The following is a 20,326-nucleotide window of genomic DNA, read 5'->3' as shown; positions in this document are numbered from 1 at the left end:
CTGGTATTAATCCGGTGGCGTGGCGCAGGATTCTGGCAATGCCTGCTCACCCACCACCCGGTTGCGGCCCTGATGCTTGGCGCTGTACAGCGCCTGGTCGGCACGATGAATCAGACTGCGGCGACTGTCAGATACCCTCAGGCTGGCACAGCCAATACTGGCGGTGGCAGCGATATTGACCCCATGTGATGAAATACGCCGTTGGCTGATGGTCTCGCGAATCCGGTTGGCAACAATCATGGCATCGCTCTGATGGGCATTGCTGAGCAATACCAGAAACTCTTCCCCTCCAAAACGAAAGCACAGGTCCGTCTGGCGCATACAGTCGGTAATGGCTTGTACCGCGCTTTGTAGTACTTCATCGCCACTGTTGTGGCCATACTGGTCGTTAATCGCCTTGAAGTTATCCATATCGAGCATCAAGAGCGACAGTTGCTGGTTATGGCGATGGCTCAGTTCAATTTCCCGCTCCAGCGTCTGTTCCATGGCAATCCGGTTACCAGCTCCGGTCAAGGGGTCACGAAACGAGGCATCCCGTACTTTCTGATACAGCAAGGCATTACGCAGAGGATGGCGTAAAACCCCAAGCAGTACGTGCAAGCAGGATTGTTCGTGGTCATACAGGGGGGTGGCGCGAAAAAAAATCAGTTCGCCCAGGTCATCATCATGAAGATTCAGGGAGTGATTGACCCGGTGTGGGCCAACCCGCCCGAGGCAGACCGCCATAGGCAGGTCATACGAGCGATAGCTGATGCCATCAATAGGGATAGTGTTCTGGATATTCTGGAAGAAGAGTTCAATCAGCAGTCGCAGTTCCAGCGTGCTCTGGAGTTGCAGGGCGAGATGAAGCAGGGTTTCGGGTCGAATGGGGTCATCAATAACGGTGGCGTCGTTCGGCCCAGGCGGGTTACTGCGTTGTGATCGGTTCACCCCATCTTGCCTCTTGTTGTTTTATGACCAGATTATAGTTCATAAGCAAAGTTAATGCCTGAACTCTGGTGTTGATAAAATACTATATAACTCAATAACTTGTCTTTATAGCATCGGCTTTGCTGAAAAATACTCTTGGTTGGTGTCATTAAAAAGAACATATTTTTGACGCAGCAAGTCAATTTATTGTCAGTTGTTGACGTGGCGTGGATATAGAGAGCGGAGAGAATGGCGAGGGAATCGGAGCAAGAGTGTCTGACCGGAGAACACCCCGGCCAGACATCTCATTCAGCCTGAGTCCGCTAGTGGTCTATTCCGGGCGAAATGCGTGTTCGCCCTGGGCGTCCAGGCTCTGGCCATGAATACCGGTGGATGCCGGGCTCATCAAATGCAGGTACAACGGCATAATATCACTGGGAGGAGTTACATCGGCGGGGTTTTCAACCGGATAAGCGGCTGCCCGCATGGTGGTGCGGGTCGCTCCCGGGTTGATGGCATTGACGCGGATATTGCTGGTGTTTTCCAGCTCTTGTGCGAGTACCTGCATCAGCCCTTCGGTAGCACATTTGGATACCGAATAGGCTCCCCAATAAGCGCGACCAACACGGCCAACGCTACTGCTGGTAAACAGAATGGCGGCATCGGCGGGTGCCTTGTGCAGCAATGGCAGCAGCTGCTTGATCAGTAAAAACTGGCTGTTGAGGTTAATTTGCATCACCTTCATCCAGGTGTCGGCATGGTAGTTGTCGATGGGGGTACGCTGGCCGAGCACACCGGCATTCAACAGCAAGCCATCCAGATGCCCAAAGTGGGTTTCGATCATCTCGGCCAACTGACGGTAAGGTTCTTCGTCGCTGGTTTCCAGATCAAACGGCATAACGGCGGCTTGTGGCAATTGCTCGGCTTCAATCAGGTCGTAGGTATCGTTCAGGGCTTCCTGGGTACGTCCCAACAATAAAACGGTGGCTCCGGCCCGGGCATAAGTCAGGGCTGCTTCGCGGCCAATTCCGTAGCCAGCGCCGGTGATCAGAATAGTGCGCCCTTGCAGGGCTTGTGTTGCGGTCATGCGAAAATCCTTGGTCTGGTGGTTCGGGTCAGGGGGATGGCCTGGATCAACCGATACGCCGCCCTGGTGGTGCTGATCAACAGGATGGCGGCTAGCGGCCGAGCAAGGTGATCAGTTCATCCGCGGTATGAATACTGTTATCGGCTTGCCAGCGCTGCGGGTCATCGTGGTCTTCTATATAACCAAACAGGGCGGCAATGGTGCGCATACCGGCAGCCTTGCCGGCTTGAATATCGCGCAGATGGTCGCCCACATACCAGCAGGCCTCCGGTTGCAGTTCCAGCTGGGCTGCGGCCAGCAGCAGGCTTTCCGGGTCTGGTTTGGCGATACGAACATCGTCGGCACAGACCAGTACCGGTGCGCTAATGGCCAGCTTTTCCAGCAAGGGAACAGCAAAACGGCGTGGTTTGTTGGTGACAATGCCCCATTGCACCCCCAGCAGTTGCAATTCATCGAGTACGGCCCGGAAGCCGGGAAACAAGGCGCTGGCCGTGGCAAGGTAGTCGCCATAACGGTTGAGCAACTGCTCGCGGTAGTCACTGAATTCCGGGTGATCCCGGCTTATTTCCCAGGTGATTTCGGTCAGTGCCGCACCGCCATTACTGACTTGCTGGCGAATGGTTTTATGGTCCAGTGGGGGCTTGCCCTGTTCTTGTCGCAGCGAATTGACAACACCAAAAAAGTCGGGGGCACTGTCGAGCAGGGTGCCATCCAGGTCGAACAGGATGGCGTGTGGATGCGGCTGGCTCATACGTCGTCCTGTGCTGGCCGGATGGTGGTCATCAGGTAATTGACGCTGACATCCTGGTCGTTCAGTTTGTAGCTTTTGAACAGCGGGTTATAGGTCATGCCGGTAATATGGGTCGCTTGCAAATCAGCCTGGCGGCACCAGCGTGTCAGCTCACTGGGCTTGATGAATTTGGTGTAATCGTGGGTACCGGCGGGTAGCATTTTTAACAGGTATTCCGCTCCGATAATCGCCATGCCATAAGCTTTGGGGTTGCGATTCAAGGTAGAGAAAAACACATGGCCGCCGGGTTTTACCAGGGTGGCACACGCACGGATGATGGAAGCCGGGTCGGGTACGTGCTCAAGCATTTCGAGGCAGGTGACGACGTCGAAACTGGCCGGTTGCTGTTCGGCCAGTGCTTCAACGGCAATATGCTGGTAATCAATTTTGACGCCGGATTCGAGGGCGTGCAAACGGGCGATATTCAGCGGCGCTTCACCCATATCGATACCGGTAACCGTGGCACCGCGCTGGGCCATGGCTTCGCTGAGCAAACCACCACCACAGCCAACGTCCAGAACCTGTTTGCCAGCCAGTTCGGCAGCCTGGTCGATGTAGTTGCAGCGTAATGGGTTGATATCGTGCAGGGGTTTGAATTCGCTTTCCGGGTCCCACCAGCGGCTGGCCAGGGCTTCAAATTTGGCGACTTCGGCGTGGTCGACGTTTGCTGTACTGTGTTCGGTCATCATTGTTTCCTGTTGTCCCGTCGAGGTCTTGGGTTAATTCGGACGAATACGTTGTGACCACTGGCGCGCAGTGGCGGTCAGCTGGTCGATATCTATGTGGGTAAACTCGGCGTTATGCAACAGCGCCTGGCCAGCCACCCAGACATGGCTGGTATAACGACTGCTGTCGGTGTAAACCAGCTGGGATATTGGATCATACAGTGGTTGCTGTGATAGCTGCGACAGGTCAACTGCTTGTAAATCAGCCCATTTGCCAACTTCAATCGAACCGGTGTGCTGGTCGATGCCCAGTGCCTGGGCACTGCCCAGCGTGGCCATATGCAAGGCTTGCAAGGCCGGTACGGCGGCGGCATCGGCGGCGACGGCCTTGGCCAGCATGGCAGCGGTTTTCATTTCGGCCTGCAGGTTCAGGTCGTTGTTGCTGGCGGCACCATCGGTGCCCAGCCCGAGCGGAATACCGGCCTGCAACAGCCGAGCCGTGGGGCAAAAGCCACTGGCAAGTTTCAGATTGGATTCCGGACAGTGGACGACGCTGGCACCGCTCTGGCGCATAAGCTCGAGGTCCTGGTCGTTGATCTGGGTCATATGGACACAGCTGACGCCAGGGGCCAGAAAGCCCAGATCGAACAGGCGTTCGATAGGGCGCTTGCCGTATTTTTCCAGGCTGTCTTGCACCTCAAAGGCGGTTTCATGCAAATGGATCTGTACCGGTAGCTGCAGCTCATCAGCCATGGCGCGTACCTGGCGCAAAGGAGCATCGGAGACGGTGTAGGGGGCATGAGGCCCGAGTCCCAATGTCAGCAGATCGTGCTGTTGGCACTGGGTATGGACTGCCAGGGCTTTCTGTAGATAGTCATCGGCGTTGCTGGCGTAGTTGGTAGGAAAATCCAGAACCGGCATCAGGTTAACGTGGCGCATGCCGACGGTCAGCGAGGCCGCAATGGCATCCTGCGGATAAAAGTACATATCGGCAAAGGTGGTGGTGCCGGAACGAATCATTTCCGCCATCGCCAGTTCGGTACCCTGACGGACAAAGTCACTATTCACCCATTGGGTCTCGGCAGGCCAGATATGCTGCTGCAGCCAGGTCATCAAGGGTAAATCATCCGCCATTCCCCGGAACAGCGACATCGCGGCATGACCATGGGCATTGATATAGCCGGGCAGCAGTGCATGGTGGGGCAATTCGATGGTTTGCCGGGCGTCACGCTCAGATTCTGACGACTCAATGGCTTCAATACGGCCGTTTGTTACAAAAACCGAAGCGTGTTCGATGATCGGTTGATTACCATCCATTGGCACCAGCCAGCGAGCGTTGAGACGGAGGTCTGCAGTCATGAATAATCCTCATGTAAAAAGAGAGTAGATCGCCGTCAACGGTGGCGGGCACGAAGACGATTATATCCACCGCCCGGAGTGTTCGCGACCGCAGACTTGCAGAGTCTGCAAGATTGGAATCCAAAAGTGCGGTTTGGGCGGCCGTCAAGGGCAATGGAGCGCTTTTGCCCGAAAAGATGTTCGTTGCCGGGTATTTTGTTAATGCTGGGCTTGTGGTTGTTCTGAGACGCTTCTGGCAGGGAGTGTATTAGGTTATCGGGGCTTTTATGGTATGATGCGCGCTTTGTTTTGCGCTGCAAAATAACGCTGGTTCTGAACCAGTCTGTTGTCTGCAGCCAGGGCAGCGGTACGAATGGGTAGCGGTTGTGATTGCTGCCTGCTCCGGCGGTTGTTCTGTTAATCAATACAGTCAAGTGAATGCCATCGCCACGGTATGTGGCCAAGCGATACAGCACGGATCTTAATAGTCTATGGGTGAGTTAGCCAAAGAAGTTCTCCCGATTAACATCGAAGATGAATTGCAACAATCGTACCTTGATTACGCCATGAGCGTAATTGTCGGGCGAGCATTGCCCGATGTTCGGGATGGTCTCAAACCGGTGCATCGTCGTGTTTTGCATGCGATGAACGTACTGAACAACGACTGGAACAAGCCATACAAAAAATCCGCTCGGGTGGTTGGTGATGTCATTGGTAAATATCACCCGCACGGTGACTCTGCTGTTTACGACACTATTGTGCGTATGGCGCAGGATTTTTCCATGCGTTACACGCTGGTGGATGGCCAGGGTAACTTTGGCTCGGTCGACGGCGACTCGGCCGCAGCCATGCGTTATACCGAAATCCGCATGGATAAAATCAGCCACGACATGCTGGGTGATATCGAAAAGGAAACCGTCGACTGGGTGCCCAACTACGACGGTACCGAGCAGATTCCGGCAGTATTGCCGACCCGTGTGCCCAATTTGCTGGTGAATGGTTCCTCCGGTATCGCCGTGGGTATGGCAACCAATATTCCGCCGCATAACCTGACCGAAGTATTGACCGGTTGTCTGGCGCTGATCGACAACCCGGATCTCGATATCGACGCCCTGATGGAATACATCCCGGGGCCGGATTTCCCGACGGGCGCCTTTATTAATGGTCGTGATGGCATTATTGAAGCCTATCGCACCGGTCGAGGTCGCATTTATCTGCGTGCTCGCCACCATTTTGAAACCGACGAAAAGAACAGCAAGGTCAGTATTGTGTTCACCGAGATTCCTTATCAGGTGAACAAGGCCCGCTTGATTGAAAAAATTGCCGAGCTGGTCAAGGAAAAAAAACTGGAAGGCATTACCGAACTGCGTGATGAGTCCGACAAGGACGGTATGCGGATTGTGATAGAGCTGCGTCGTGGTGAAATGCCCGAAGTCGTGCTCAACAACCTGTTCGCCCAGACCCAGTTACAAGGCGTGTTCGGCATCAACGTTGTGGCACTGGTCGAAGGCCAGCCCCGCACGCTGAACCTGAAGCAGCTGCTGGAAGCTTTCGTCAAGCACCGTCGTGAAGTCGTTACCCGTCGCACCATTTTTGATCTGCGCAAGGCCCGGGAGCGCGGCCACTTGCTGGAAGGTCTGGCACTGGCACTGGCGAATATTGATCCGGTGATCCAGTTGATCAAGGAATCCACCAACGCTGCCGAAGCGAAGGAAAAACTGATCGTTACCGCCTGGCATCCGGGCGATGTCCTGGACATGCTGGAGCGAGCCGGTGAAGACGCCTGTCGCCCGGATGACCTGCCGGAAGAATTTGGCTTCCGGGATGGCAAGTACCATTTGTCGCCGGCCCAGGCACAAGCCATTCTGGATCTGCGACTGCAAAAACTGACCGGCCTGGAACATGAAAAACTGATCGAAGAGTACCAGCAAAAACTGGAAGAAATCGCCGAATATCTGGAGATTCTTGGTAGTGCCGATCGCTTGATGACAGTGATCCGGGAAGAGCTGGAAGCCATTCGGGCAGAGTATGGCGATGAGCGCAAGACCGAAATCATGGCGGTGAAGCGCGACCTGAGCATGGCTGACCTGATTCCGGAAGAGGATCTGGTGCTGACGCTGTCCCACAGCGGTTACGCCAAGACCCAGCCGATCGATGCCTATCAGGCCCAAAAGCGCGGTGGTAAAGGGCGTTCTGCCACGTCAGTAAAAGATGAGGACTTCATCGAACACCTGTTAGTGGTGAACAGTCACGATACCGTGTTGTGTTTTACCGATGCGGGCAAGGTGTACTGGCTGACGGTGTACAATATTCCGCAAGCCAGCCGTAATGCCAAAGGCCGTCCGATTGTCAATGTACTGGCACTGGATGAAGGTGAACGTATTACCGCCATTCTGCCCGTGGTCGAGTACCGTGAAGACAACTTTGTCTTTATGGCCACCGCTCGCGGCACGGTGAAGAAAACCTCGCTCGACCAGTTTTCCCGTCCACGCTCCAGCGGTTTGATCGCCTGTGAGCTGGATGACGGTGATCATCTGGTTGGTGTGGCCATTACCGATGGCTCGCGCGATATCATGCTGCTGTCTGATGCCGGTAAAGCGGTGCGTTTTTATGAAGGCCAGGACAGCGAAGGCAAAGGCGGAGTACGGCCGATGGGACGTACAGCCCGTGGGGTGCGAGGCATCACACTGGGTCAGGAGCAGAGCGTTATTGCACTGATCATTCCGGAAGAAAACGGTGCGATTCTCACCGCTTCAGAGCGTGGTTTTGGCAAACGCACGGAAGTGACGGAGTTCCCGACCAAGGGGCGCGGCACACAAGGTGTGATTGCCATGGTCACCAACGATCGTAACGGCCGTATGGTGGGAGCCGTGCAAGTGTTCGACGGTGATGAAGTGATGCTGATCAGCGATCAGGGCACGCTGGTGCGTACCCATGTCAACGAAGTATCACTGTTGGGTCGTAACACCCAGGGTGTGACCCTGATTCGTGTCAGTGAGAAAGAAAAGCTGGTCGGGCTGGAACGGATCTGTGATCCGGAAGATGATGAAGCCCTGTTGGCGGTATTGGCGAACGCTGATGACGCCGGCGATACGGCCGATCATAGTGATCAAAGCGATCAAGAAGCCGGTGTTGAAGACAATTCTGACAGCAATACCGACGACAACGGTGACGACGCAGAATAACAAGCTGCGTTCGTCTGGACGGGGCGCTCCGGCGCCTGCAATACAGAGCAATCAATCTGATGAACCGAGTGTTTAATTTTTGTGCTGGCCCGGCGGCATTGCCGAGTGCGGTACTGGAGCGGGCGGGTCTGGAACTGGCAGACTGGCATGGCAAGGGCTTGTCGATCATGGAAATGAGCCACCGCAGCGCTGATTTTGTTGCCGTGGCCAAAAAAGCCGAACAAGACCTGCGTGACCTGATGGCCATTCCCGACAACTATAAAGTGTTGTTTATGCAAGGTGGCGCCAGTAGCCAGTTTGCGATGGTGCCATTAAACCTGGCCAACGGCAGCGGCAAGGTCGATCAGATCGTGACCGGCCAATGGTCAAAAAAAGCGCTGGCAGAAGGCAAGCGTTTTGCGGATGTCCGGGTGATTGCCTCGACCGAAGACAATAAGTTTACCTCGGCGCCGGCACCATCAGAATTGGCCTTCAACGCCGACGCCGACTATGTCCATTACTGTCCGAATGAGACGATTGGTGGTGTGGCGTTTGATTATATTCCTGACACTGGCGACGTTCCTCTGGTGGCGGATCTGTCATCGGCGATTTTGTCTGATACGCTGGATGTCAGCCGTTTTGGCATGATCTACGCCGGTGCCCAGAAAAACATCGGCCCGGCGGGCCTGTGTGTGGTCATTATTCGTGATGACTTGCTGGGCAAGGCCCGGGCAACCACACCAACGATGTTCAACTACACCGTGTGTGCCGATAACGGCTCGATGTACAACACACCACCAACGTATAGCTGGTATTTGGCCGGGCTGGTGTTTGAATGGCTGAAAGAACAGGGCGGTATTGCGGCCATTGCGGCGGCCAACCATCGCAAAGCGGCACATTTGTATCAGTTTATCGATACCAATGACTTTTATGCCAACCCGGTTGCACTTCCCAATCGCTCGATCATGAATGTGCCCTTTACCCTGGCCGATGCGAATCTGGACTCCTTGTTCCTGCAACAGAGTGAAGCGGCCGGGCTGTTGAATCTGGCCGGTCATCGCAGTGTGGGTGGTATGCGTGCCAGTATTTACAATGCCGTTTCTGAAGCGGCTGTTGTTGCATTAACCGACTTTATGGCCGACTTCGCTCGTCGCCACGGTTAAGCTTGTACACTGGCTCGCCTGTCGGGTCAGTGATCCCATTCCAGATTAACGAAGCAAGGCAACTCATGAGTGAAGCTCAGGAACTCGAACAACTGCGCCAGTCGATTGACTCTATTGATCGGCAAATTCAGGAGTTGATCAATCAGCGTGCCCGCTGTGCCCAGCAGGTTGCAGAGGTGAAGGAAAAATACGCAGCGCCGGGTGAGTCGGTGATTTTTTATCGTCCTGAGCGGGAAGCACAGGTACTGCGTAATGTAATGGTGCGTAATACTGGCCCGTTGCCGGATGAAAATATGGCGCGCCTGTTTCGCGAAATCATGTCGCAATGTCTGGCTCTGGAAGAGCCATTGAATGTGGCGTTTCTTGGCCCGGAAGGGACCTTCACCCAACAGGCGGCAGTAAAACATTTTGGCCATGCCGTGTGCTGTCACAGCCAGGTCTCGATTGGTGATGTGTTCCGTGAAGTGGAAAGCGGTGCTGCCAATTTTGGGGTGGTGCCGGTAGAAAACTCGACCGAAGGCGTGGTGACCCATACCCTCGACAGCTTTTTTGATTCAAACTTGCAGATTTGTGGCGAAGTATCGCTGCGGATTCATCATCACCTGATGTCGCAAGACCCGGCCCAACCGATCGAACGGATCTACTCCCACGCCCAGTCACTGGGGCAATGCCGACGCTGGCTTGACCAGCATTATCCGGACGTGGAGCGGATTGCGCTCAGTTCCAATGCTGAAGCGGCGCGCCGTGCCAGCCTTGAACCGGGCAGTGCGGCGATTGCCGGTGAAGTTGCTGCTGATCTGTATCAGCTGGTTGTCTGCAGCGCCAATATTGAAGATCGCCCGGACAATACCACGCGCTTCTTGATTGTTGGCCGTCAGGCAACCCTGTCCAGTGGTGAAGACAAAACCTCGATCATGGTGTCCAGCCGCAATCAGCCGGGTGCCCTGTATCAGGTGCTGGAGCCATTTCATCAGGCCGGAATCAGCCTGACGCGTATCGAAACCCGACCAGCACGTACCGGCACCTGGAATTACGCCTTTTTTATTGATTTTGAAGGCCACAGTGACGACGCTGTGATCAGTACTGTGCTGGAACAGCTGCAACAGGTTGCGGCGGATTACAAATGGCTGGGTTCTTATCCGAAAGCCGTTCTGTAAGCGACCTGGTTACCGAGCCCTGTCTGTCCATCGATTGACGGGGTTGATTAAACAAGTGTTAGACATCTGGCCGTGCGGCTCCCTTGTCTGGCCCATGCTATGAGAGCAAATCATGAGTGTAGATTTTCAGCAGTTGGCCGTTGCCGGAGTGCGCGGTCTGAAACCTTATCAGCCTGGCAAACCGATTGATGAGCTGGCGCGTGAACATGGGCTGGATGAGGCCAATATTGTCAAGCTGGCCAGCAATGAAAATCCGCTTGGCCCCAGCCCGAATGTGATTGCCGCCATTCAGGGTCAACTGGCAGAACTGACCCGTTACCCGGATGGTGCCGGTTTTGACCTCAAGGCTGCCTTGTGTGAACGCCTGGGCGTGACCGCGGATCAACTGACACTGGGGAACGGCTCCAGTGATATTCTCGATTTTGCCGTGCGGGTTTTTGTCGACAAGGGCGATAACGTCGTTGTGTCGCAACATGCTTTTTCCATTTACGGTCTGGTGACCCGCGCCATTGGTGGCGAAGTGATCGAAGTGCCTGCCCTGAATTTTGGCCATGATCTGATGGCAATGGCGGCGGCGATCAATGACCGTACACGGGTTGTATTTGCCACCAATCCGAACAACCCGACTGGTACCTACAGTACCCGTGCAGAACTGGAAGCTTTTCTGGCAGCGGTACCTGAGCGGGTGCTGGTCTTGCTGGACGAAGCGTATTTCGAATATGCCGAAGTTGAAGACTACCCCAGCGGTCTGGATTACCTGTCACAGTATCCCAACCTGCTGGTCGTGCGTACTTTTTCCAAGGCCTATGGTCTGGCATCGCTGCGGGTCGGTTATGGCGTTTCCAGCCCGGTTGTGGCTGACCTGATGAACCGGGTTCGTCCGCCATTCAATGTGGATTCCTTTGCACTGGCTGCTGCCACCGCAGCGCTGAAAGATAGCGACTATCTGGCCAACAGTGTTGCGCTTAACCGTCAGGGTATGGCGCAGTTGGTTGCCGCGTTTGAGTCGCTGGGATTGAGTTATATTCCGTCAGTAGCCAATTTTGTGACCTTCAAGTTGCCTGCAGGCAAGGATGATCAGACGGTGAATCAACAGTTGCTGCAAATGGGGGTGATTATTCGCCCGGTCGCCAACTACGATATGCCCGGATACATTCGGGTATCGGTCGGAACGACGGCAGAAAACCAGACATTTATTGATGCGTTGACGAAGGTGCTGGCTTGACCACAGAGAATGGATTCTTTGTTCACCGGGTCGCGGTAATTGGCCTGGGGCTGATTGGTTGCTCCTGGGTCAAGGGACTGCGTGCCCAGGGGGGCGTAGGCGAGGTGGTCGGCTTTGATCGCAACCTCGATTCAATGGAACTGGCTTGCGAGACCGGCATTATTGACCGCTACGCAACCTCCCCCGGGGCAGCGGTTGCCGACGCCGATCTGGTGATTGTATCGGTGCCGATTTTATCGGTACGTCCGGTGCTGCAGGCATTGAGTGCGAGCTTGCCGCAGCATGCGGTGATTACCGATGTCGGCTCGGTCAAGGGGTCGGTTGCTGCAGATGTCAAGGCGGTATTCGGGGCCGGGTTTGGCCGCTTTATTCTCGGCCACCCGATTGCCGGTTCTGAACGCAGTGGGGTGGCCGCGGCGGATGAACATCTCTACTGCCGGCACAAGGTGATCATCACGACCGAAGCCCATACCGACAACACCGCACTGCAACTGGTCATGCAGGCCTGGCAAGCGGTGGGAGCCGACGTCGAAATCATGTCGGTGGATCATCACGACGAAGTATTGGCCGCGACCAGCCATCTGCCGCATTTGCTGGCCTATTCGTTGGTGGATACCCTGGCCAACAATCATGAAAACAAAGAAATCTTCAATTATGCGGCGGGTGGTTTCCGTGACTTTACCCGGATCGCTGCCAGTAGCCCGGAGATGTGGCGGGATATTTTTACCGCCAACCGGGAGCAATTGCTGGCAACCCTGGACCTGTTTAACAAAGACCTCCTGCAGTTACGTGAGGCCATTGTCCAGAATGACACCACGACCCTGATGGGGGTGCTGACTCGTGCCAAGGCTGCACGGGATCATTTTTCAAACATACTTGCCCGCAGGGCCTTTGTGGAACCTATGAAAACCAGTTCTCTTTCCTATCTGGTGCAACCGGCCAAGTGTTTGTCCGGCACCTTTCGCGTACCTGGCGACAAATCCATTTCTCATCGCTCCATCATGCTGGGTTCGCTGGCCAATGGTGTTACAGAAGTCAGCGGATTTCTCGAAGGTGAAGACAGCCTGGCAACCTTGCAAGCCTTCCGGGATATGGGTGTGGTGATTGAAGGCCCGCATCGTGGTCGTGTGACCATTCATGGTGTTGGCCTGCATGGCTTGAAAGCACCGGCCAATGCCCTGTATGTCGGCAACTCTGGCACCTCCATCCGGCTGTTGTCCGGTCTGTTGGCGGGTCAGTCTTTTGATGTCGAAATGAGTGGTGATGAATCCTTGAGCAAGCGTCCAATGGGGCGAGTGGCTGATCCGTTACGACAAATGGGCGCCATTGTGGAAACCGAAGAAGGCGGTCGTCCACCGTTAAAAATCAAGGGTAACCAGGCCCTGAAAGGTATTCACTACGTGTTGCCCATGGCCAGTGCTCAGGTCAAGAGCTGTGTGCTGCTGGCGGGTTTGTACGCCGAAGGCAGTACATCAGTGACGGAACCGGCACCGACCCGGGATCATACCGAACGCATGCTGAAAGGCTTTGGCTACGATGTGCAGGTGGATGGCAGCACGGTGACGATCCAGTCTGGCGGTGAATTGACGGCGACCAGTATTGATGTCCCGGCAGATATCTCGTCCACTGCGTTTTATATGGTGGGAGCCAGTATTGCACCGGGTTCCGATATTACCTTGCAGCATGTTGGTATCAATCCGACCCGTATTGGCGTGATCAATATCCTCCGTGCCATGGGTGGCAATATCGAGGTTATGAATGAGCGTGAAGTTGGCGGTGAACCGGTAGCTGATATCCGGGTACGCTCGGCCCAGCTCAAGGGTATCCATATACCGGAAGACCAGGTGCCGCTGGCGATTGACGAATTTCCGGCGATCTTTATTGCCGCCGCCTGTGCCGAAGGGGAAACCATCCTGACGGGAGCAGAGGAATTGCGCGTCAAGGAGAGCGACCGTATCCAGTCTATGGTTGATGGCTTGAATAGCCTCGGCGTTGCGGCGCAAGGCACTGCCGATGGTGCAATTATTCCCGGTTTTGGCCCTGAAGGCAGCTTTGGTGCTGGCGTGATCGCAAGCCATGGCGACCATCGTATCGCCATGAGTTTCTCAATGGCTTCATTGCGGGCAGAGGCAGCGATTGTTATTCATGACTGCGCCAACGTCGCGACCTCTTTCCCGGGTTATGTTGAACTGGCCAATAGCACAGGGTTACAGCTGCAAATACAAGGAGATGTGGGTGGTGACTGATTCGAGAGCAACGTCAATTCCGGCAGCAGTCCCGACGACGTCTGCGGTTATCGCCATTGATGGCCCCTCCGGTGCTGGTAAAGGCACCGTTTGTGCGCTTTTGGCTGAGCAGCTGGGCTGGCATTTGCTGGATAGTGGTGCGCTGTACCGGATTACCGGTCTGGCCGCCAGCCGCAAACAGATTGCGCTGGATGACGAAGTCGCTGTCGCCGCTGTCGCTGCGGTGCTGGATGTGCGTTTTGAACCACGCAGCACTGGAGTGCAGGTGATTCTGGAAAACGAAAACGTGACCGACACCATTCGCACTGAAGACGTTGGCAGCCTGGCCTCTCAGGTTGCGGCTTTACCTGCAGTACGCGATGCCCTGTTGCAGCGGCAACGTGACTTTTGTCAGGCCCCGGGCCTGATTGCTGATGGCCGGGATATGGGTACCGTGGTGTTCCCTCTGGCCGAAGTTAAAGTATTCCTGACCGCCAGCGCCGAAGAGCGGGGCAGAAGGCGATATGAGCAGTTGCTTGACAAGGGATTTGATGCTAGTTTACCCGCCCTTATCGAAGACATCCGAGCTCGCGATGAACGCGACAGCAACCGGGCTGTTGCTCCGCTGAAGCCTGCCGATGACGCTATAACCATTGACAGTACTGAGCTGACGATCGACCAGGTGTGCGGACACGTGGCAGATCTTGTTCGCAAAGCAGGACTGGTCTGAGATGAAATCCGGTACGTTTGCCAGCCCCCTGCTCTAAGGAATCAGAAGCGTACCAGGGTTTTTGTATGATTTGACCCAAATGTCTGGCCATTTGGAACGCGTCACTATTCCGTCAACCATTTCATCGGAATATACGCTTTTATATAGGTATTAATTCATGACCGAAAGTTTTGCTGAGTTATTTGAAGAATCCTTGAAAGAACTGGACATGCAGCCCGGTTCTATCGTCACTGGTACCGTAGTCGACATCGACAGCGACTGGGTAACTGTGAACTCAGGTCTGAAATCTGAAGCTGTTATTCCCCGCAGCCAGTTCCTGAATGAAAAAGGTGAACTGGAAGTTGCTATTGGCGACGAAACCCAGGTTTCCCTGGAAGCGGTTGAAGACGGTTTTGGTGAAACTAAGCTGTCTCGTGAAAAAGCCAAGCGTGCTGAAAGCTGGAAAGAGCTTGAGAAAGCCTTTGAAGCTGAAGAAATGGTTACCGGTATTATCAACGGTAAGGTTAAAGGTGGTTTCACTGTTGACCTGAAAAACATCCGTGCCTTCCTGCCAGGTTCTCTGGTTGATGTCCGTCCAGTACGTGACACAGCCCACCTGGAAGGTAAAGAGCTGGAATTCAAGGTTATCAAGCTGGACGCCAAGCGTAACAACGTTGTGGTTTCTCGTCGTGCCGTTCTGGAAGCTGCCAACAGCCAGGAACGTGAAGAATTGCTGGCTAACCTGCAAGAAGGTCAGTCTGTCAAAGGTATCGTCAAGAACCTGACCGATTACGGCGCATTCGTCGATCTGGGTGGTGTTGACGGCCTGCTGCACATCACCGATATGGCCTGGAAGCGCATCAAGCATCCAAGCGAAATCGTTGCTGTTGGTGACGAAATTGACGTTAAAGTCCTGAAATTCGACCGTGAACGCAACCGCGTTTCCCTGGGTCTGAAACAACTGGGTGATGATCCATGGGTCAACATCAATGACCGTTACCCTGAAAATGCCCGCGTTAAAGCCCGCGTCACCAACCTGACTGACTACGGTTGTTTCGCAGAGCTGGAAGAAGGCGTTGAAGGTTTGGTTCACGTTTCCGAAATGGATTGGACCAACAAGAACATTCACCCATCCAAGGTTGTTCAGGTTGGTGATGAGATCGACGTGATGGTTCTGGATATCGACGAAGAACGTCGTCGTATCTCTCTGGGTATCAAGCAGTGCACCATGAACCCATGGGAAGAATTCGGTACCAAGTGTAACAAGGGCGATAAAATCTCCGGCAAGATCAAGTCAATCACTGACTTCGGTATCTTTATCGGTCTGGACGGTGGTATCGATGGTCTGGTTCACCTGTCTGACATCTCCTGGAACGACACGGGCGAAGAAGCCGTTCGTAACTACAAGAAAGGCGATGAACTGGAAACCGTTATCCTGTCTATCGATCCAGAGCGTGAGCGTATCTCTCTGGGCGTGAAACAGCTGGAAAGCGATCCGTTCTCCGAGTTTGTTGCAGTTCACGATAAAGGTGCTGTTGTTGTTGGTAAGGTCATTTCTGTTGATGTCAAATCAGCGGTTGTTGAATTGTCTCCAGGCGTAGAAGCTTCCCTGAAAGCTTCTGAAATCAGCCGTGACAAAGTAGACGATGCCCGTACTGTGCTGAAAGAAGGCGAAGACGTACAAGGTGTTATCACCATGGTTGATCGTAAAAACCGTGCGTTGAGCATCTCTATGAAAGCCAAAGACAATGCAGAAGATCGTCAGGCTCTGAAAGAACAGCGTACCAAAGCGGATGCTGAAGTATCTGGACCGACCACCATTGGTGATCTGATCAAAGAACAGCTGAACCAGAAAGACTAAGGTCAAGCTGCTCTGAATAAAAACCCGCTTCGGCGGGTTTTTTTATGCCTTGTTATCCAGTTTTGATAGCAGGGCATTATTTCGGTATTGCTTGAGACGGTATTGCTTGAGACGGTATTGTTTGAGACGGTATTGTTTGAAGCGGTATGGTTCCAGACAGTCAGGAAAGGTTTTCCTTGATTGGCAGTGCGCTTTTATGTCGATTAGCTATAGGGATTGTCTGGATATTTCAGGTAACATCGTGGATGAAATGGCTTTCCCATCTTTGAGTACATAAACAAACATCGAACGGTTGCATTTGTTGTCTGCTAACTGCATGATTTGACAACAGTTATTGTCATGCAGTCACCTCATGGAGGAAAACACTGTGACTAAGTCTGAACTGATAGAACGTATCGTCAGTCGTCAGCCGCAGTTATCTGCCAAAGATGTCGAGTTAGCCGTTAAAACGATGCTCGATTATATGTCGTTGAGCCTGTCGTCGGGTGAGCGGATTGAGATTCGCGGATTTGGCAGCTTCTCGTTGCACTATCGTGCACCGAGGATCGGGCGTAATCCCAAAACTGGCGAAACGGTCGAGTTGCAAGGCAAGTTTGTGCCGCATTTCAAGCCGGGTAAAGACTTGCGCGACCAGGTTAATGACAGTATCGACGGCGAACACTAGGGCCTTGTCGGCCAGGTAATATCATGCTGCAAAAAATCAGGATCGGCATAAGTCTGATCTCATTCCTGCTTATCTTTCTCTATTGTCTGACATTCGCGACTCGTAACAGCGAGTCGCTGGATGTGTTTTTTCTGGTAGGGGCTCCTGTCAGTCTGCCGGTTGCGCTGTGGTTTGGTCTGATGTTGGCACTTGGTTGTGCTATTGGCCTGCTGGCGGGTGTGATGTCCGTCTTATCAAAGAAACGCAAAATCCGCCGCTTGCAAAAAGCGCTGGATGAATTAGAGAAGCGATCTGGCAGGCTGCCCTAGGCTGGCATCATGATAGAATCCGTAATTGTGTTTATACTGGTGCTGGTAGGTACTGGCATCGGCTGGACACTGGGCTATCGTTCCGGTAAGGCTCGCCCCAAAAGTACACCGGTTGACTGGATTCCCAGTATCGATTTTATTCTTGCACAAAACACCGACCTCACTCTTAAACGTATTGTTAATGCCCAGACACTGGATGATGATTCGGTTGAATTGTTTCTCCGTCTCGGCTGTAGTTTGCGGGAAAAAGGCGAAGTCGAACGTGCTATTCACTTGCACCAGACCCTGTTTGCCCGGACTGACCTGAAGGGCGTACTGCTGCAAGAACTGGAGCTGGAACTGGCGATGGATTTTTCCATGGCGGGTCTGCACGACCGGGCGGAACGCCTGTTGCTGGAATTACTGGAGAGTCGTGGCCGTATCCAGGAAAAAGCAGCCATGGTTTTACTGGAATTGCTGGAAGGCGAGGGCGAGTGGCAACAAATTCTCGACCTGAATCAGGCCAAAAAATTACCCACTTCCCCTTTGTTACAACGCCGTGTGGCACATGCGGCGTGTGAATTGGCTGAACGGGTGGCAAGTAGTGGCAATTATGTTGAAACCCGTCAGCTGTGCCGCGCCGCACTCAAATCAGACAGTCGCTGTGCCCGTGCTTTTGTGGTGCTGGGGAATATGGCGTTTGAGCAAAGCGAACCCCATGAAGCGGTACGCTGCTATCTGAAAGCGCTGGATCATGATCCTGGCTCCATTATTGCCATGCTGGAACCGATGGTGAAGTCGTTCCGTCAGCTGGGCGATCCCCGTGGTTTGCTGGCCCACTTGCAGCGTCATGGTGAAGAGCTGAATTACGTGCCTGCTCTGGTGGCCCGTGCCGAAACCCTGGCCGATCTCGAAGGGGCGGACAGCGCCATCGCTGGATTTATCGAGGATCTTGAACGTTATCCATCCTATACCGGGTATGTGGCGATGTTGGGCTTGTTGCTGCGCCACAAGCAGCGTTTGACCGAGTCGCAGGCCCATGGGGTGTATGATATTCTCCACCGCATCGATACCGATGACCCGAGCTTTGTCTGCAGTCAATGTGGTTTCAAGGCGCGGGAATTCCATTGGCGCTGCCCAAGTTGTAAAAACTGGGCCAGCTTCAAGGCTATCACCTCTTCCAGTCACTCCTCCGTTGTTATTGAAGACCTATGACTATTGATTCTTTCCGTTCTGCTCCACCTGTTTCCGCTGCTGTAACTTCTCCTATCGTGGTGGCGCTGGACTACCCCTCATCGGAGGGCGCACTGGCAACCGCCAGATTGCTGGACCCTGCCAGTTGTCGGGTGAAGGTGGGTAAAGAGCTGTTTACCGCCGCTGGGCCGAGTGTCATCGAGCAATTACATGGGCTTGGATTTGATGTGTTTCTCGATTTGAAATTTCACGATATTCCCAATACCTGCGCCAAGGCTGTCGCGGCTGCGGCCGACCTGGGTGTCTGGATGGTGAATGTACATGCCAGTGGTGGTCGTCGCATGATGGAAGCCGCTCGTAATGAACTGGACAAGCGTTCCAACCCTCCGTTGTTGATTGGTGTAACGGTGCTGACCTCCATGGATGGCTCTGATCTGGCGGAGTTGGGCCTGACGGTGACACCGGAGCAGCAGGTAGCACGACTGGCAAGCCTGGCGCAGTCATCGGGGCTGGACGGTGTTGTGTGTTCTGCCAATGAGCTCGCGGTTATTCGCCAGCATTGTGGGGCCGAGTTCAAAACAGTAACGCCGGGTATCCGTCCATCCTGGAGCACGAATCAGGATCAAAAACGCGTTATGACACCCGAACAGGCAATGGCTGCAGGGGTTGATTATCTGGTCATTGGCCGACCGATTACCCAGGCGGAGAATCCGGCTGCAGCGTGTCAGAAAATTCTCGATAGCCTGGCCTGATCGCTGATGTGTCTGCTGCTGGGAGTGCTTATGGATGAGCACTTATTCAATACGATGTCGGTACTGTGATAGCAAAAGCGCAGCAGTAGATTTAACCAGACCAGCGGCGGAATGGGGCTGAGTTGGCGTAACAATCAATGACGTAACAATCAATGGCGCCATGATCAACGACGCCATAATCAATGACACCATAAAGCAACAACGGCAAATCGTCGGGATCTGTTTGGATATAACAAGAAAGAAAACACGGATAGGATCAATTGAAGAAGGAATCGGCGAGAGCGATTAGCAGAACTTCATATTACTTGCCTGGCTCCCCGAGCTGGACTTGAACCAGCGACCAATAGATTAACAGTCTACTGCTCTACCAACTGAGCTATCGGGGAACATCAGCAAGTGGTGCGCATTATACGGAGCCAGCGGTTTGTGTCAATAGCCCAGAATTAAATAAACAAGAGAAAATTCAAGGCGTTAGGCGTTCTGCCGGAGCGTCGGTAGAAAGTATTCGACGCATCAGCAGAAGCCATCTTTAATCTTTGGCGATACGGCTGAAAACCACACCTTTCTGGTTTTTGTATTTGGCGTTTACCCGTTTGTTATACGGACGTTTGGCAGGGCTGCTGAGCGTTTCGAACGACAAGGCACAAATCACCATGGCTGGTCGTAATGCCAGCGGCAATTTACCATTGTTATAAAACTCCAGAACGATCTGGCCATCCCAGCCCGGGTCGATTCGTCCGGCGGTCAGGTGAACCACCAGACCAAGGCGTGCCAGTGAGCTGCGACCATCAAGCCATCCAACCAAGTCGTCCGGGATGGTGACAGATTCCATGGTTGCGCCGAGTACCAGCTCCCCCGGATGGATATAAAGCGACTGATCATGTGCAATTTCGATTTCCTTGCTCATGATATGGTCGATATCGCGCTCCAGCTGTGCGCGTTCACCGGAAAGATCCAGGTGAGTGGCAGAGTTATTGCTGAAGACTCGAAAACGGTGGTCGAGGCGCAGGTCAACACTGATGCCAGCAATCGCATCGGGGCCTGGAGCTGGCTCGATAGTAATGCTGCCCTCACTCAGGCGCTGTTCAATGTCGGCATCACTTAATCGCATGGCGGTTCTCTGATTATTGGGTCGA

17 protein-coding genes and 1 tRNA gene are annotated in these 20,326 nt (G+C 53.8%); 11 read left to right on the top strand and 7 right to left on the bottom strand.

All coding sequences use genetic code 11. The features are described 5' to 3' along the window. Positions 1-6: 6 nt before the first annotated feature. The 5 genes from Q8W32_RS14925 to Q8W32_RS14905 all read right to left on the bottom strand — a co-directional run bounded on the left by Q8W32_RS14925 (position 7) and on the right by Q8W32_RS14905 (position 4,810). Positions 7-930, bottom strand: coding sequence for a GGDEF domain-containing protein (locus Q8W32_RS14925; protein WP_303434064.1), 924 nt, complete (start codon positions 928-930; stop codon positions 7-9). Between the two features lie 310 nt (positions 931-1,240). Then, the gene (locus tag Q8W32_RS14920) at positions 1,241-1,996 is read right to left on the bottom strand and encodes a YciK family oxidoreductase (protein WP_303434063.1); all 756 of its coding nucleotides are present in this window, start codon (positions 1,994-1,996) and stop codon (positions 1,241-1,243) included. 91 nt (positions 1,997-2,087) lie between these two features. After that, the gene (locus Q8W32_RS14915; protein ID WP_305415507.1) at positions 2,088-2,747 is read right to left on the bottom strand and encodes an HAD family hydrolase; all 660 of its coding nucleotides are present in this window, start codon (positions 2,745-2,747) and stop codon (positions 2,088-2,090) included. Then, on the bottom strand, positions 2,744-3,472 hold the full coding sequence (gene ubiG / locus Q8W32_RS14910; protein ID WP_303434061.1) for a bifunctional 2-polyprenyl-6-hydroxyphenol methylase/3-demethylubiquinol 3-O-methyltransferase UbiG: 729 nt from the start codon (positions 3,470-3,472) through the stop codon (positions 2,744-2,746). Before ubiG ends, Q8W32_RS14915 begins: the two co-directional genes overlap by 4 nt. Before the next feature lie 33 nt (positions 3,473-3,505). Next, positions 3,506-4,810: a TRZ/ATZ family hydrolase gene (locus Q8W32_RS14905; RefSeq protein WP_303434060.1), complete on the bottom strand. Its 1,305-nt coding sequence runs from the start codon at positions 4,808-4,810 to the stop codon at positions 3,506-3,508. 470 nt (positions 4,811-5,280) lie between these two features. On the opposite strand from Q8W32_RS14905, the gene gyrA reads away from it, so the two are divergent. The 11 genes from gyrA to pyrF all read left to right on the top strand — a co-directional run bounded on the left by gyrA (position 5,281) and on the right by pyrF (position 19,190). Then, the gene (gene gyrA, locus Q8W32_RS14900) at positions 5,281-7,974 is read left to right on the top strand and encodes a DNA gyrase subunit A (protein WP_305415506.1); all 2,694 of its coding nucleotides are present in this window, start codon (positions 5,281-5,283) and stop codon (positions 7,972-7,974) included. A 59-nt stretch (positions 7,975-8,033) separates the two neighbouring features. Next, complete coding sequence (gene serC, locus Q8W32_RS14895; protein WP_303434058.1) at positions 8,034-9,116, top strand: 3-phosphoserine/phosphohydroxythreonine transaminase; 1,083 nt, start codon at positions 8,034-8,036, stop codon at positions 9,114-9,116. 65 nt (positions 9,117-9,181) lie between these two features. Continuing rightward, positions 9,182-10,273 carry a prephenate dehydratase gene (pheA, locus tag Q8W32_RS14890; RefSeq protein ID WP_305415505.1) on the top strand — a complete coding sequence of 364 codons (1,092 nt, stop codon included), beginning with the start codon at positions 9,182-9,184 and terminating at the stop codon, positions 10,271-10,273. A 112-nt stretch (positions 10,274-10,385) separates the two neighbouring features. Beyond that, on the top strand, positions 10,386-11,498 hold the full coding sequence (gene hisC / locus Q8W32_RS14885) for a histidinol-phosphate transaminase (RefSeq protein ID WP_305415504.1): 1,113 nt from the start codon (positions 10,386-10,388) through the stop codon (positions 11,496-11,498). Further along, entirely contained in the window at positions 11,495-13,744 is a 2,250-nt protein-coding gene (locus tag Q8W32_RS14880) for a bifunctional prephenate dehydrogenase/3-phosphoshikimate 1-carboxyvinyltransferase (RefSeq protein WP_305415503.1), read from the top strand. Before hisC ends, Q8W32_RS14880 begins: the two co-directional genes overlap by 4 nt. Next, entirely contained in the window at positions 13,737-14,453 is a 717-nt protein-coding gene (gene cmk, locus Q8W32_RS14875; RefSeq protein ID WP_303434054.1) for a (d)CMP kinase, read from the top strand. Before Q8W32_RS14880 ends, cmk begins: the two co-directional genes overlap by 8 nt. 157 nt (positions 14,454-14,610) lie before the next feature. Beyond that, positions 14,611-16,293, top strand: coding sequence for a 30S ribosomal protein S1 (gene rpsA / locus Q8W32_RS14870; RefSeq protein WP_303434053.1), 1,683 nt, complete (start codon positions 14,611-14,613; stop codon positions 16,291-16,293). A gap of 352 nt (positions 16,294-16,645) precedes the next feature. After that, positions 16,646-16,957: an integration host factor subunit beta gene (ihfB, locus tag Q8W32_RS14865; RefSeq protein WP_303434052.1), complete on the top strand. Its 312-nt coding sequence runs from the start codon at positions 16,646-16,648 to the stop codon at positions 16,955-16,957. Between the two features lie 23 nt (positions 16,958-16,980). Beyond that, positions 16,981-17,265: a LapA family protein gene (locus Q8W32_RS14860; protein ID WP_303434051.1), complete on the top strand. Its 285-nt coding sequence runs from the start codon at positions 16,981-16,983 to the stop codon at positions 17,263-17,265. A 9-nt stretch (positions 17,266-17,274) separates the two neighbouring features. Further along, the gene (locus tag Q8W32_RS14855; RefSeq protein WP_305415502.1) at positions 17,275-18,459 is read left to right on the top strand and encodes a hypothetical protein; all 1,185 of its coding nucleotides are present in this window, start codon (positions 17,275-17,277) and stop codon (positions 18,457-18,459) included. After that, positions 18,456-19,190, top strand: a complete 735-nt coding sequence (pyrF, locus tag Q8W32_RS14850) for an orotidine-5'-phosphate decarboxylase (RefSeq protein ID WP_305415501.1) — start codon at positions 18,456-18,458, stop codon at positions 19,188-19,190. The genes Q8W32_RS14855 and pyrF overlap by 4 nt, the downstream gene beginning before the upstream one ends. Before the next feature lie 310 nt (positions 19,191-19,500). On the opposite strand, the gene Q8W32_RS14845 is transcribed toward pyrF, so the two are convergent. Then, a tRNA-Asn gene (locus Q8W32_RS14845) sits at positions 19,501-19,576 on the bottom strand. A gap of 143 nt (positions 19,577-19,719) precedes the next feature. Then, complete coding sequence (dcd, locus tag Q8W32_RS14840; protein WP_303434048.1) at positions 19,720-20,301, bottom strand: dCTP deaminase; 582 nt, start codon at positions 20,299-20,301, stop codon at positions 19,720-19,722. Positions 20,302-20,326 lie beyond the last annotated feature (25 nt).

It is taken from the genome of Oceanobacter sp. 3_MG-2023 (assembly GCF_030688925.1).
In the GTDB taxonomy this organism is placed as follows: domain Bacteria; phylum Pseudomonadota; class Gammaproteobacteria; order Pseudomonadales; family Oceanobacteraceae; genus Oceanobacter.
The sequence above is the reverse complement of the archived record's forward strand: the minus strand, read 5'-3'. Positions and strand labels throughout refer to the sequence as shown.

Bases quoted from the DNA above. Each gene is read 5' to 3' on its own strand.
- pheA (WP_305415505.1), top strand. From the start codon at position 9,182: ATGAGTGAAGCTCAGGAACTCGAACAACTGCGCCAGTCGATTGACTCT.
- ubiG (WP_303434061.1), bottom strand. From the start codon at position 3,472: ATGACCGAACACAGTACAGCAAACGTCGACCACGCCGAAGTCGCCAAA.
- Q8W32_RS14920 (WP_303434063.1), bottom strand. From the start codon at position 1,996: ATGACCGCAACACAAGCCCTGCAAGGGCGCACTATTCTGATCACCGGC.
- ihfB (WP_303434052.1), top strand. From the start codon at position 16,646: ATGGAGGAAAACACTGTGACTAAGTCTGAACTGATAGAACGTATCGTC.
- rpsA (WP_303434053.1), top strand. From the start codon at position 14,611: ATGACCGAAAGTTTTGCTGAGTTATTTGAAGAATCCTTGAAAGAACTG.
- Q8W32_RS14905 (WP_303434060.1), bottom strand. From the start codon at position 4,810: ATGACTGCAGACCTCCGTCTCAACGCTCGCTGGCTGGTGCCAATGGAT.
- serC (WP_303434058.1), top strand. From the start codon at position 8,034: ATGAACCGAGTGTTTAATTTTTGTGCTGGCCCGGCGGCATTGCCGAGT.
- gyrA (WP_305415506.1), top strand. From the start codon at position 5,281: ATGGGTGAGTTAGCCAAAGAAGTTCTCCCGATTAACATCGAAGATGAA.
- Q8W32_RS14855 (WP_305415502.1), top strand. From the start codon at position 17,275: ATGATAGAATCCGTAATTGTGTTTATACTGGTGCTGGTAGGTACTGGC.
- Q8W32_RS14860 (WP_303434051.1), top strand. From the start codon at position 16,981: ATGCTGCAAAAAATCAGGATCGGCATAAGTCTGATCTCATTCCTGCTT.
- Q8W32_RS14915 (WP_305415507.1), bottom strand. From the start codon at position 2,747: ATGAGCCAGCCGCATCCACACGCCATCCTGTTCGACCTGGATGGCACC.
- pyrF (WP_305415501.1), top strand. From the start codon at position 18,456: ATGACTATTGATTCTTTCCGTTCTGCTCCACCTGTTTCCGCTGCTGTA.
- dcd (WP_303434048.1), bottom strand. From the start codon at position 20,301: ATGCGATTAAGTGATGCCGACATTGAACAGCGCCTGAGTGAGGGCAGC.
- hisC (WP_305415504.1), top strand. From the start codon at position 10,386: ATGAGTGTAGATTTTCAGCAGTTGGCCGTTGCCGGAGTGCGCGGTCTG.